Here is a 13,274-nt window from a genome sequence, read left to right as displayed (position 1 = left end):
TATCGCCGGGGAGATCAGGCCGTGTCGGTTGACGTGTCCGGCCGGGCGGCCTTAGAGAAGGATGAGTGCCGGTGCGGATTTCTCCGCATCCGGAGGGGTGGCCGAGTGGTTTAAGGCAGCGGTCTTGAAAACCGCCGTGGGTGCAAGCCCACCGTGGGTTCGAATCCCACCCCCTCCGCCATCTCGCTTTGTCATCCCCTAAGATAATAAATTTTCTAGCTTTTCCACGATCTGCTTGAGAGCGACCCACTCAGGTCCGCCACGCATGAGCATAGGCATTTTGCATGACGCCACTGGCCTATAGAACCTCCATTCTGGTCGGATGAGTCGCCTCGTAACGGCAAGAACCGGGTCATGATCAGCACAAGGCTCCAATATCCAGCCATCCTGAGGCGCTTGCATCCTTGTTCCTGAGAGGTTCATCGAGCCGATGCAATCCTGGCTGAACCTGAGGGAACTGACCCACGTGAATGGAGGGCTGGCAGCCATGCCACTCTATTACATAGATGTTCGGAGCAGGTTTGGCGTCGATGAGGACTGCGATGGTGTGGAGCTGCCTGACCTAGCAGCCGCCCGTGTTGAGGTCCTCAGGATAGGGCACCGGCTCCTGGAACGGTGGACTGAAATGCCGCCGGATGCGCGATCAGAGATCATCATCGAGGTGATCGATGAGCGACTGAAGAAGGTCCTCAGGGTGTCCCTGCCGGAAATCCAGCAGGGTTCATTCGTCGGCTAGGGTCATTGATCGACATGAAACGCCCCAGCTGGGGAGGGGCTATTCCTCGGCTGGGGCGATTGGGTGCCTGAGGGCACCGTCTCGGACTGCAAAAAAGTGGCCCGTGAGGGCCGTGTGGTCAGCCTAAGCTAACGCTCAGTTTTGGCTCTCTGGCGTCGAAGCACGGTAGAACGCACGTAGCTCCTCCACTGAGTCCTGAAGAGGCGATCGCCTTACTTGGTGGCGAGCCAGAATGTCCTGTCTGATGAACGCTTTAAGTTCCTCTTCAGCGCCGCTGCTGTCGAGCCGCTCCAACTCTTGTGCGGTTCGCCGGTCCATGCTCTCAACCGCGTTTAGAAGATAGTGAAGCTTCTCTTCGGCCGTTGAGGCAAGCACCGAAGGATAAGCGTCCGCAACGGCCTCCGTTTCCGATTTCGATTTGAATTCCATGCCATTCCCTTGCAATTTGAAGCTTGTGCGGTCAGTGAAAATCGATTGGGGAGGCATAAGGCCATGCTGCTGAAGCGTTCGCAATCCTGAAATCTTCAACTAACACTTACTGAGTATCTGAGGGTGTTAGTTGAAGATTGGCCATAGCTCTCGTGGTAGCGTCCTTTGCTCAGCAGTTCCTCATGAATCACTCGACCCCGCTGAAGCCCTCACGGCTTCCCAGTTCGCCAGTTGATCCACTCGCTCATTCTCAGGGTGACCAGCGTGGCCCTTGACCCACTTCCAAGTGATTTTCCGGCCCACCATGACAGCGTCCATCTTCATCCACAGATCCTGGTTCATGACAGGCCTGCCGTCAGCCTTGCGCCACCCTTTGGCCTTCCACCCACGGAGCCACTCGGTCGCGCCTTTGATGACGTACTGGCTGTCGCTGTGGATCACGATGGGAAGATCCTGAGGGACAGCTTCAAGCGCCTTGATGGCTGCTGTCATCTCCATCTTGTTGTTCGTCGTCGAGCGGTCGCGTCCGACGATGATCTGCTCATGGCCTGCAATAGTGACCACAGCGGCATAGCCTCCTGGTCCAGGGTTACCGAGGCAAGCTCCGTCTGTGAAGATAATGGCTTGATTGTTCATGAATTGCTCGATGGGCTTGTCAGTGAAAGAGCTTGTTCTGGGGATCGAAAGAGCGGGCTTAGAGCAGGGGAGGGATTAAGATCAGGTGACCAGAAGGGCAGCAATCGCTATTGCCAAGGTTAACCATCGGTTAGCCTTATGGGGTCAGGCTTGAGGTCCAACATTTGAGGAGCCTCGTTATGCGTACCCTTAAGACCTCTCTCGGCCTCCTTGCAGCAGCTGTTGTGCTCGGCCCACTCGTCACCGTCTCAGGATATGCTGCAACCATTGTGGCAGCAGCCATGGTGGCTCCGTAACGGGTTCTTCACATGATCCCTCTGCTTCCCCTGAAGCTTCGCGTAGCGGCTCACCAGCGACTGCGTGATGTCGACAAGACTGGCGATCTCGTCCTGGGTCAGTTTAGGGAAGTGATCACGTAGCCAACAGACGTCAATCTGGGTCGTCATCTCACGACGGCGACCCTCCTTGAGTCTTGCCAGCGCCTTTGAGGTCTCCCTCACGATTGGCTTAGACTGCTTCGCCTGTTGGAGATCAGCGGCAACCCAATGCCAGTTCTCTGCAAGGATCTTCTGACCCAAAGGGCTGATGACATCGAAGGGGTCCTTAAACCGCTTGGGATTGTCGTGCCGCTGACCGAGTCCAAGACGGACAGCCTTAGGGGTAAGCCCTCGTGGAACAGCCTGTCCCGATGCTGTGTGACGGAGCACCTCAGCCATGTTGTGAGGCGCGTATGCTCCCAGGTCTATTCTTAAGGAGAATCCTATGAGGATAGAACAGCATAACCCTCGCGTCCGCCGAGTTGCGGTTGCTTCTGCCATCGTCATTGGTGCGATCATTGCATCGGAGATCACCGGATATGGCCCACAGTTCATCCTGTCAGCCCTAGCCAGTAAGATCATTGGCAACGGATAAGGACAGACCGAACTTGCTCGAAACTTGGATCTGCTCTGCCGACGCCTTTGCCCAGTGTGCGGTATGGGGCGGGTGTCGTCACGCTTCTATGGACCGCGTGTGTGGCGCGAGGGGCACCGGGGGGAATTCCTCGCCGCGATCCTGTCGATACCCTTTCATTGGCGTGGCACAAACAAAATGGCCTCTCTGGTCACCAGAAGCGCATCATCGATGGGTCTAGGAACAGTGAGATCAGATACAGACCAGCCATGAGGACGAACAAGGTGGCGAGGGTCAGGGTGAGAATGACAGTGAATAAGGACATGACTGTCCTCATAGCGACCTCCCAGAGAGATCCTCCGATCCATCCCTAGGTTACTCTCGGGCCATGCTACAGGTCCACTTCAGGTTACCCTAGAGGCATTCTTTCAGAGATAAAACCAAACGGCCAAAGTTGGTCGGATGGGGTGCGAGTCCCTGCCAGACGAGAAACGCCGCTGGCGACGGAGAGGAGCGGAAGGAAATGGCACCTTGGAACGAGAAGGGGCCGCGCGATGGCAGCCCCGATGGTTTGGTGGTTGGCTTGTACTCGGAAAATGCCCTCATGCCACCTCAAGGGGCGTTCTTGGACCGGGCAAAGATCCGCCAGAATGCGTCATCAACGCCGGTTGGCATCATCTCTCTTTGAGTGAGCCCCGTTCGCCGCCCACAACTCCTTCAACCGATCGATGCTTACGTGGCTCGCGTCAGAGGCATCCTGCCAGCTAAAGCCGGAGCGTAGCATTGCGAGGGCGGTTCGTTCGTTCTGGGTCATCATCGTCACGTTCCCATCTTGGCGCTTCGGGTGTCGGAGAAATGGGAAAGTATGGTCGTGGTTCCAGGGAGCCTTCGGGGATGGAGAGCTACCTGATCGGGCTGCGTTCCATAGGGCTAGGTCCCCCGAGGTCGGCGAGACCTAGGATTGAAGTGCAGAACTGTCTGGAACCAGACAGACACGCTGAGCTTAGCCATGTAGGTAAGTGGTCCCCGGCGCAGCGGTTTGACCCATGTACACGAGCCGGAACCTCCAGCGCTCCCTTGAGGCCAAGGGGGCTTTCTTTTTGGGGAGAGAAGTAGCCCGTATTCACTACTGCCCACACGGAATCATCCGAACCTCGCAAGCGTTATCCAGCAAAAGGAAGCGACTTTCGGGAGCGGCCCCATGAACGACCAGGATGAGGATGACCTCAGGACGACTGTGTTGGCTGTGTCGATTGCCGCTGGTCTGACTTTCCTCGGGGTGCATTCCGCGGTCACGCTATCGGTGATCTAGGCCGTTCGACTGGGCTTTTCTTTGATATCTTAAAGCGGCTCGTTGGGCTGCCAGTGCACGTCCGTTGTTCAGCAGAAGAAAAGGGCACCTAACTGGGTCTGAAGTCTGAGCCTCGCAACCTCATTGTGCCGCCACATATCGCGGATTGCTTCGGCTATGACGGTCTGACTTTCCCGTTCGAGCTTCTCCGCGGCAGCCGCAAGAAGCTGGGCCTCGGTTTCACGTAAGTCCAACTCCCGCTTCAATTCCCGATAGTACGAAGCTTTAGCAATCTCAGGCATCGCAGCCCCCATCCTCTCGGTAACAGCAAGAGGCGAGATTGTTTCCACCTGTGCCTTAGGCGAAATTATTGGATGTGAGGCGGACCAAAATGACAGGCGCAGAGTTGGGTCTATGCCTGGGCCTTCTTCGCCGAATATCCCAGGCAGACGCATAAGCTACTTCATGGTCCTCTGTGAGAGAGCCCCAAGTTCCCCGCTTGGGGTTCTTTCTTTTTGGGGGGTGCTGTCGCTGACGGCCTTCTTCCAGCGTTTGGAGTGCGCGGGCCTCCAACCTGAAGATTGCCGCCAGTGAAGAGATAGCAACAGCGCAAGTGGCATCCGGAGGAGATCGCCTCCCGGCTTCCTACTGTGGCCTCGAAGCATCCGCTTGGATGGTTGCGAGCACCATAGCCGAGGCTTGAGCCAGAGCGTGTCTCTCACCGTCTGTGAAAGTCGAGATGTCCATCCCGCCGACCCTAGGAGCGCCGCTAAGGGCTTGGGTTGCGAAATTGACGAGGGCTCTTCTGGCGAACCTCTGACCGTCTTCCGAGCCCATCTCGATGAGCATCTTTGAGACGCTTTGGGTCAGATCGTCAGCGACCAACTCTAAGAGATCAGTGTGATCCATTGTGCATGCCCCTTGTGCGCTTTCCCGTGGCTTGTGCCAGTTTCTCTGAAAGCAAGGCGAGGATGAGGCATGCCTCCTTGAGGCGGGGTTAAGAGCCCTGACGTCCCGCCACGGCAACGGCAGGGCTCTTCGTGAGATCGTGCTTGGCAGGGACGTGGGGTGGGAAGCTTGGCTTTAAGCCCATCAGGCGCTATGCCGAGACATGCTCAAACTTGAAGATGGTCTTTCTAGCCAATCCGTCTCTGCACTTCGTCCGCCGGAAGAACTGGAAAGGCTCACGAGCGACATCAACGACCTCAAGCAGCAGATCTCGGATCAAATTGCTCTCATTCAGGAACTCGCCTGGGAGGCCCAGCCCACCGCAGGCGCCAAGGCGGCGCTGCACGAAATGCAGGAGACGCTCAGGGACTGGTATGCTCATCGCGACCTGCTGGTGAAGCTCCAAGCGCCGGAGCCGCAACCAGCTTGAACATTAAGCGGTACTCGGCATCATTGATGCTCGGGAGGGTAGCTAATGCCCGACAAGAGGCGTCTTCAGACGTGCGGCTATATCGGCCTTGCTGCGGCGTCCTTTGCAATCGTTGGTGCCATTGTAGCCCAGCCTGTTCTTAGTGCCCTATGGTCCCCTCAGGCCGTTGTGGTTCAGTTGGATAGAACCCCAAGAGATAAGTGAACGGGTTTGGCCTGGGCCTCGGTGCCAGTTGTCGGCCCGGTAGGTTGGCTGATGACGCTCAACGAGTTGCATGGGGGAAGGCTCCATACAGCTAATCGACCCGGTTTCTCCACACAGGTATCTTTAGTCAACCCATTGAAATCTAACAAAACAATGGCCTAGTGATTCAACTAGGAGGACCTCATCCCCTCCGCCATCCTCCGTCTTTCTTTCCGCGCGGCCTCACGGGAAGCGAAGGGATTTTTTAACCAATTCCTCGCAAATCTGAGCCCGATTCCGTTTAGAACTCCGGCATCGAGGACGTCGCGCATGAGCATCTTCGGCTAAGCTTCTCCGAATAGGACCGAAATCGATTTCGCCGGCGGCGATGCCCGCTGATTTTGCGCCCTCTGCCGGGCCTCCAGATCAGCCCAGGAGTCAGAGATCTCCCGAAACCTGTATCTCAGGAAGTAGCCCCAACCTCCTGAATCATAATGCCGTTTCGCAAAATGTATTATTGTTTCAGCTCTGGCAGCTTTGCCATTGACAAGCGCGGCGGTTTAACTTCCTTTTAAGGAGTGGATCAGCACTTTGGCTTGATGTCCGCGCAGTGGAGGAGACGCCATGCGCCGAACAGACGATAGGATGCGAGACGAGATGGCTTGTGAGGGCGCTGCTGCGAAGACCGGAATGAAGGGACAGGCCTCGTCCTTCAATCAGTGGACGCTCATCCGCATCGCAGGCGTGACCGCGATCGCCCTGACGGCAGCCAATTGCTCCTCGAATGTGCGTGGCGGCATCGATCCCAAATACGGCGTAGCCCCAAGCCCGAAGGTCGTGGCCGACGGCCAGCCGATCCCGAAGGGCGGCGGCCGCGAGATGGTCGGCAAGCCCTATATGGTCGCCGGCCGCACCTATGTTCCGAACGAGACCCCCCGCGCCAGCGAGGGGCTCGCCTCCTGGTACGGGTCCAATTTCCATGGCCGCATGACGGCCAACGGCGAGGTCTTCGACCGCGATTCCATCGCGGCCGCGCACACGACCATGCCGCTGCCGAGCTACGCCCGCGTGACGAACCTACAGAACGGTCATTCGATGATCGTCCGGGTCAACGATCGCGGCCCCTTCCACGGGAACCGGGTCATCGACGTCTCCGAGAAGGCCGCCGCCGCTCTGGGCTTCCGGCAGTCGGGAACGGCTCGCGTCCGGGTCGAATATGTCGGCCGCGCCTCCACCAACGGCAGCGACGACCGCATCCTCCTGGCGAGCCTCAGGACGGACGGCACGCCGGCCTCTCTGACCGGAGCGGCTCCGACCATGATCGCCCGGGCGGCGCCGCAGCCCAACGCTCCCCGGCAGGCCATCGCTCTGCGCACCTACGAGCCCGACGACGAGGCCTATTCGGCCCCGGCTCGCGCGGCCCAGCCCGCCGGTGCCGCGATGGCCAGCAATGTCCCACTTCCGCCCGAGCGTCCATTCGACCTCGGGACGATCCCGAGCGCGGCGAGCCCGGTCGCGCGGATCAGTTCGGCCGCTCCCGGGACCGTTCCTGCGTCGCGTCCAGTGGTCGCGAGCCTCTACGAGGCGCCGGCCGGGAACGCGCAATCCGGCTTCCAGAGGGCAGGGGCTTATGCGCCCGCCAGCCCGGAGAAGTTCGTTCTGCGCTAGTGGCCGCCTTCGACCGACCTGAACCCGCGTAACATGCCGCACAGGCCAGCGTAGCCGGACGTTGATTTGTTGTTGACGCGCCACAGATTCGGGGTCTCCTAAGGGAGGATCCTGGAGAATTTGACGATGCGTCACGTTAAGGTCGCCCGCTGCCTGGCGGCGATTGGTTTGGTATGGAGCGCCATCTCCCTCTCGGTCGCCTGGCCGCAGGCCGCGCAAGCCCAGAATTTTCAGACCATGGCGCCCACGGCCATCCTCATGGACGCTGGGAGCCATGCGGTTCTGTTCGAGAAGAATGCCGACGAGCCGACGGTGCCGGCCAGCATGGCCAAGACCATGACGGCCGAGGTGGTGTTCAACGAGATCAAGAATGGCCGCCTGAATTTCGACAGCGAGTTCACCGTCTCGGAGAATGCCTGGCGCAAAGGGGGCGGGGGATCGGGCGGCTCGGCCATGTTCGCCCGGGTGAACACCTCGATCCGGCTCGAAGATCTGCTGCGGGGTCTCATCATTCAGTCGGGCAACGACGCCGCCATCACGATCGCCGAGGGCGTGGCCGGTACGGAAGACAACTTCGCCCGCATGATGAACGAGCGGGCCAAGCAGATCGGCCTGACCAAGACGACTTTCCGCAACGCAACCGGCTACGGACACCCCGAGCAGAAGACCACCGTCCGGGACCTGGCGAAGCTCGCCCTCTACATCATCGAGACCTATCCCGATCTCTACAAGATCTTCGGGGAGCGCGATTTCACCTGGAACAAGATCCGCCAGCAGAACCGTAATCCGCTGCTGTTCCTCGATATCGGGGCCGACGGGCTGAAGACGGGCAATATCGATGAATCCGGCTTCGGTCTCATCGGCTCGGCCGTCCAGAACGACCAACGGCTCATCGTGGTCGTGAACGGTCTCAAGACGGCCAAGGACCGCGCGGCCGAGTCGCGCAAGCTCCTGGACTGGGGCTTCCGGGCCTTCGAAACCCAGCAGCTGTTCGCCGAGGGGCAGGTCGTTGGAGAGGCTCAGGTTTTCGGCGGGAGCCGGCGGTCCCTGCCGCTTGTGTCGCAGAAGCCGGTTCGTGTACTTGTGCCTCGTGGAGAAGGCGAACGGGTGACCGCGCGCATCATCTACACCGGCCCCCTGAAAGCCCCTGTCCAGAAAGGGGCCGAGGTGGCCCGGCTCCAGGTCAACCGCGGGGACATGCAGGCTCTCGACATGCCGCTCTATGCCAATGAGGACGTCCAGGAAGGGACGCTGAGCCAGCGCGCCCTGGATGGGTTGCTGGAATTCAGCACCGGCTGGGTGCGCCGCGCCTTCACGAGCGTGATCGAAGGCATTTGATGAAAGGCTGCTTCATCACCTTCGAAGGCGGGGAGGGCGCCGGCAAGTCGACACAGATCGAGAGGCTCAGGGCCCGTCTGTCGCAGATGGGCCAGCCCGTTCTCGTGACCCGCGAGCCCGGCGGATCGCCCCATGCCGAGGAGATCCGCGCCTTCATCCTGGAAGGCCACGCCAAGCATCTCGGGGCGTTCGCGGAAGCTCTCCTGTTCGCCGCCGCCCGGATCGACCACCTGGACAGGACGATCGTGCCGGCGCTCACGAACGGGACCCACGTTCTTTGCGACCGCTTCGCCGATTCCACCCGGGCGTATCAGGGCTCCCTGGGCAACATCGACAAGGGACTGATCGACCGGCTCGAGGCCATCACTCTCCGGGGCGTGAAGCCCGACCTCACGTTCATCCTCGATCTCCCGGCGGAGACGGGACTCGCCCGGGCGGGAGCGCGGCAGGCCGGGAAGGGCGAGGGCGCTGACCGGTTCGAGAGAGAGGACCTCTCCTTCCACCAGTCTCTCCGTCAGGCCTATCTCTCCATCGCCCGGGCCGCGCCGGAACGATGCGCCGTGATCAATGCGGATCAGGATCCGGACGAAGTCGCGGCCGCGATCTGGGCGGCCCTGCGCGAGCGCCTTCCCCAGGTGACGGAACCCGCCGCGAGGTCGCTCGATGTCGCGTGACGCTGAAGATGTCGCCGAGCCGGATCAGCTGGAGGGAGCCCCGCATCCCCGGGAGCAGTTCGCGTTCTTCGGCCACAGGGAAGGCGAGGAGGCCTTCCTGGAAGGGTTGCGCAGCGGCCGCCTTCACCACGCCTGGCTGATCGGCGGCGCTCAGGGGATCGGCAAGGCCACTCTGGCCTACCGGGTCGCCCGCACGGTTCTCGACCCGCGAAAGAGCCGCGATCAAGCCATTTCGAGCCTGGACCTGTCCCCCGATTCGAGTGCGGCGCGCCAGGTGGCGGCCCTGTCCCACCCCAACCTTTCGGTCCTGAGAAGGGCTCCGGCCACGGACAAGAAGGGGCCGTCCGCGACCATCCCGGTCGACGCGGTCCGTCGGGCGCTCGCCATGTTCGGCTCGACCGCTGCCGACGGAGGATACCGGGTCTGCATCGTCGACAGCGCCGAGGATCTGACGATCTCGAGCGCCAACGCGCTGCTCAAGGTGATCGAGGAGCCGCCGCCGCGTTCGCTCTTCCTCATCGTCAGTCATGCCCCGCAGAGGGTGCTTCCCACCATTCGGTCCCGTTGCCGCCGGCTTCTCCTGCGCCCTCTGGAGGATCGGGACATCCAGGCGGCCATCGCCTCCCTCGGCTCGCCCTGGAGCGATATTCCCCGGGATCTGGTGGAGCAGGCTCTGCCTTACGGCGAGGGCTCCGTCCGACGCACCTTGGAGTTGCTCGACGCGGAGAAGGTCGCCTTCATCGACCAGATCACCCGTCTCCTGGACGGGTTGCCGGCGACCGATGCCAGACAGGTCCTCGCGCTTGCGGAAGCCCTCTCTCGCCGGGATGCGGACGACACCTACGCGCTGGCCCTCGAAACGGTGGAGCGCTGGGTCTCCGAGCGCCTCCACGAGCAGGCGGGCCTCGGCGCGTCGCGCCTTGCACCTTTGGTGGAGGTATGTGAGAAGATCGGCCGTTCGGCGCGGGAGATCGACGTGTTCAACCTCGACCGCCGGCCCTTCATCCTGACGATGTTCGACGATCTCGCCGATGCGGTTCGGCGGGCGGCTTGAAGCTTCGTTTCTCGAAGGTTTTTGATTTCAGGGCTTAGGATCCGACATGGCCGACAAGCAGAAATTCTACATCACCACGGCTATCTCGTACCCGAATGGTGCTCCCCATATCGGCCATGCCTACGAGGTCGTGGCCTCCGACGCGATCGCCCGGTTCAAGCGCATCGACGGCTATGACGTGTTCTTCATGACCGGCACGGACGAGCACGGCCTGAAGATCCAGCAGACGGCCGACAGGAACGGCACCACCCCGAAGGCCTTCGTCGACGAGATGGCGGCCAAGTTCAAGGCCATGGCCGACCGGCTGGACTGCTCCTACGACCGCTTCATCCGCACCACGGATTCGGATCATCTGCCCTCGACGCAGGAACTCTGGCGCCGGATGCAGGAGAAGGGCGACATCTACCTGTCGAAGTATTCCGGCTGGTACTCGGTGCGGGACGAGGCCTATTACGACGAGAGCGAGCTGACGAAGCAGCCGGACGGCAGCTGGCGCGCGCCGACCGGCACGCCGGTCGAGTGGATCGAGGAGGAGAGCTACTTTTTCCGGCTCTCCGCCTATCAGGACAGGCTCCTCGCCCTCTACGAGGCCAGCCCGGACTTCATCAGCCCGGAGACCCGCCGCAACGAGATCACGAGCTTCGTGCGGTCCGGGCTGCAGGATCTCTCGATCAGCCGGACGACCTTCGCCTGGGGCCTGCCGGTGCCGGGCGACCCGAAGCACGTCATGTACGTGTGGATCGATGCCCTCAACAACTACGTCACGGGCTGCGGATTCCCCGATGAGAACGATCCGCGCTGGCATTACTGGCCGGCCGACGTTCACATCATCGGCAAGGACATCGTGCGCTTCCATACGGTCTACTGGCCGGCCTTCCTGATGTCGGCCGAGCTGCCGTTGCCGAAGCGCGTCTTCGGGCATGGCTTCCTGCTCAACAAGGGCGAGAAGATGTCGAAGTCGGTCGGCAACGTGGTCGATCCCTTCGACCTTGCCGACACATACGGGGTCGACCAGATCCGCTACTTCTTCATGCGCGAGGTCCCGTTCGGCCAGGACGGGAACTATTCCCATGAGGCCATCGTCAACCGCATCAATGCGGATCTGGCGAACGATCTCGGGAACCTGGCGCAGCGGTCGCTCTCGATGATCGCCAAGAACTGCGACGCCGCCGTGCCGCAGCCAGGCGCGTTCACCCAGGCGGACCAGGACGTCCTCTGGCTGGCCGACGCCTTGCCCGGGAAGGCGAGGGCGGCCATGAAGGATTTCGCCGTCCATACGGCCCTGGCCGAGATCTGGGCCGTCGTGGCGGAGGCCAATCGGTACTTCGCCTCCCAGGAGCCGTGGGTGCTGCGCAAGAGCGATCCCGCCCGCATGAACACCGTCCTCTATGTGACGGCCGAGATTCTGCGCGCCGTCGGCATTCTGGCTCAGCCGTTCGTTCCGACGGCCGCCGCCAAGCTGCTGGACCTGCTGGCTGTTGCGCCGGAGGGCAGGGCAATCGCGGCGATCGGACCGGAGCACCGTCTGGCGGCCGGCACGGCGCTTCCGCAACCTGGGCCGATTTTCCCGCGTTATATCGAGGCGGAGGCGTCCTGACGCGTCCGCTTCGAAAGGCCCGGCCGGGCCCTCAGCGGAAGCGCGCGATGTACACCAGCTTCATGTTCGCGACCGGGATCGAGAACAGCATCCCGACCATCAACAATGGCCGCACCCGCATCGACCAGATGGAGAAATGCGGCCATTACACCCATTGGAAGACGGATTTCGACCTTCTGAACGACCTGGACATCCAGGTCCTGCGCTACGGTCCGCCCCTGCATACGACGTTCATCGGGCCGGGCCGTTACGATTGGTCCTTCGCCGACATGACGTTCGGCGAGATTTTCCGCCGCAACATCATTCCCATCGTGGATCTCTGCCACTTCGGCGTCCCGGACTGGATCGGCAACTTCCAGAACCCGGATTTCCCGGATCTTTTCGCGTCCTATGCCGAAGACTTCGCGCGCCGCTACCACTGGGTGCAGCTCTACACGCCGATCAACGAGATGTTCATCTGCGCCCAGTTCTCCGCCGCCTACGGCTGGTGGAACGAGCAGATGACCAGCGACCAGAGTTTCGTGACCGCCCTCAAGCATATCGTGAAGGCCAACGTCCTCGCCATGGAGCGGATCCTCAAGGTCCGGCCGGACGCCCTGTTCATCCAGAGCGAGTCGTCCGAGTATTTCCACGCCGAGAACCCGGCCGCGATCAAGCCGGCCGAGATCATGAACGCCCGGCGCTTCCTGTCCCTCGACCTGAATTATGGCCGCAGAATCGACTCGGAGATGTACGAGTTCCTGATGGATAGCGGCATGAGCCGCGACGAGTACCACTTCTTCCTCAGCCGTTCCTCGCTCCGCCACCACTGCATCATGGGGAACGACTACTACGTGACCAACGAGCACCGGGTCTGCGCCGACGGCTCGACGCGCTCGGCCGGCGATGTCTTCGGCTACGACGAGATCACCCGCCAATATTACGACCGGTATCGGCTTCCGGTCATGCATACGGAGACGAATCTGATGCAGGGGCCGAACGGCGACGAAGCCGTGAACTGGCTCTGGAAGCAATGGGCCAACGTCCTGCGGGTGCGCAACACCGGCGTGCCGATCGTCGGGTTCACCTGGTACTCGCTCACGGACCAGATGGACTGGGACACGGCCCTGCGCCAGGAGAACAACCGTGTCACGCCGGTGGGGTTGTACGACCTGGATCGCAACATCCGACCGGTCGGACGCTGCTACAAGCAGCTGATGCACGACTGGTGCGATGTCCTTCCGGCCCAGAGCGTGTGCCTGGCGGTCCCCGTGGTTCGGCCGCAGGAACACGACGAAGCTCCCGTATCCCGGCAGCAGGAGCGGCTTCGCCGGATGCGCCACAAGGAAACCAAAGAGGATGACGAGCCGGAGGCGACCGCCCAGGGGGTGCGTCGCTAGACGCAGGCTTTGAACCGCTT

Annotated in this window: 12 protein-coding genes and 1 tRNA gene; 9 read left to right on the top strand and 4 right to left on the bottom strand. The window is 61.3% G+C overall.

From position 1 onward, the window contains the following. The first annotated feature begins 91 nt into the window (after positions 1 to 91). Positions 92 to 181 (top strand) — tRNA-Ser (locus OCW50_RS07305). Between the two features lie 306 nt (positions 182 to 487). Then, positions 488 to 736 (top strand): DUF6894 family protein, encoded by a 249-nt coding sequence (locus OCW50_RS07300; RefSeq protein WP_262296964.1) that lies wholly within the window; start codon positions 488 to 490, stop codon positions 734 to 736. Positions 737 to 871: 135 nt separating this feature from the next. Here the strand turns inward: OCW50_RS07300 and OCW50_RS07295 are convergent, their stop codons facing one another. From OCW50_RS07295 to OCW50_RS07280, 4 genes are all read right to left on the bottom strand, one after another. Then, on the bottom strand, positions 872 to 1,165 hold the full coding sequence (locus OCW50_RS07295) for a hypothetical protein (protein ID WP_262296963.1): 294 nt from the start codon (positions 1,163 to 1,165) through the stop codon (positions 872 to 874). Between the two features lie 180 nt (positions 1,166 to 1,345). Then, on the bottom strand, positions 1,346 to 1,801 hold the full coding sequence (gene rnhA / locus OCW50_RS07290) for a ribonuclease HI (protein ID WP_262296962.1): 456 nt from the start codon (positions 1,799 to 1,801) through the stop codon (positions 1,346 to 1,348). A 248-nt stretch (positions 1,802 to 2,049) separates the two neighbouring features. After that, positions 2,050 to 2,517: a hypothetical protein gene (locus tag OCW50_RS07285; RefSeq protein WP_262296961.1), complete on the bottom strand. Its 468-nt coding sequence runs from the start codon at positions 2,515 to 2,517 to the stop codon at positions 2,050 to 2,052. Between the two features lie 1,555 nt (positions 2,518 to 4,072). Beyond that, positions 4,073 to 4,285 (bottom strand): hypothetical protein, encoded by a 213-nt coding sequence (locus OCW50_RS07280; RefSeq protein WP_262296960.1) that lies wholly within the window; start codon positions 4,283 to 4,285, stop codon positions 4,073 to 4,075. Positions 4,286 to 5,094: 809 nt separating this feature from the next. Here OCW50_RS07280 and OCW50_RS07275 point away from each other — a divergent pair. The 7 genes from OCW50_RS07275 to OCW50_RS07245 all read left to right on the top strand — a co-directional run bounded on the left by OCW50_RS07275 (position 5,095) and on the right by OCW50_RS07245 (position 13,254). Next, the gene (locus tag OCW50_RS07275; RefSeq protein ID WP_262296959.1) at positions 5,095 to 5,361 is read left to right on the top strand and encodes a hypothetical protein; all 267 of its coding nucleotides are present in this window, start codon (positions 5,095 to 5,097) and stop codon (positions 5,359 to 5,361) included. 873 nt (positions 5,362 to 6,234) lie between these two features. Continuing rightward, on the top strand, positions 6,235 to 7,212 hold the full coding sequence (locus tag OCW50_RS07270) for a septal ring lytic transglycosylase RlpA family protein (protein ID WP_262296958.1): 978 nt from the start codon (positions 6,235 to 6,237) through the stop codon (positions 7,210 to 7,212). Between the two features lie 126 nt (positions 7,213 to 7,338). Continuing rightward, complete coding sequence (locus OCW50_RS07265) at positions 7,339 to 8,550, top strand: D-alanyl-D-alanine carboxypeptidase family protein (RefSeq protein WP_262296957.1); 1,212 nt, start codon at positions 7,339 to 7,341, stop codon at positions 8,548 to 8,550. After that, the gene (tmk, locus tag OCW50_RS07260; RefSeq protein WP_262296956.1) at positions 8,550 to 9,224 is read left to right on the top strand and encodes a dTMP kinase; all 675 of its coding nucleotides are present in this window, start codon (positions 8,550 to 8,552) and stop codon (positions 9,222 to 9,224) included. Before OCW50_RS07265 ends, tmk begins: the two co-directional genes overlap by 1 nt. Continuing rightward, positions 9,214 to 10,278, top strand: coding sequence for a DNA polymerase III subunit delta' (locus OCW50_RS07255; RefSeq protein ID WP_262296955.1), 1,065 nt, complete (start codon positions 9,214 to 9,216; stop codon positions 10,276 to 10,278). The genes tmk and OCW50_RS07255 overlap by 11 nt, the downstream gene beginning before the upstream one ends. A gap of 46 nt (positions 10,279 to 10,324) precedes the next feature. Then, a complete protein-coding gene (gene metG, locus OCW50_RS07250) occupies positions 10,325 to 11,875 on the top strand; it encodes a methionine--tRNA ligase (RefSeq protein WP_262296954.1) in 1,551 nt (516 codons plus the stop codon). A 47-nt stretch (positions 11,876 to 11,922) separates the two neighbouring features. Continuing rightward, entirely contained in the window at positions 11,923 to 13,254 is a 1,332-nt protein-coding gene (locus OCW50_RS07245; protein WP_262268984.1) for a family 1 glycosylhydrolase, read from the top strand. The last annotated feature ends 20 nt before the right edge of the window (positions 13,255 to 13,274 follow it).

This window comes from Microvirga sesbaniae (assembly GCF_025460805.1).
GTDB lineage: Bacteria > Pseudomonadota > Alphaproteobacteria > Rhizobiales > Beijerinckiaceae > Microvirga > Microvirga sesbaniae.
This window is presented reverse-complemented; position numbering and strand designations above follow the sequence as displayed.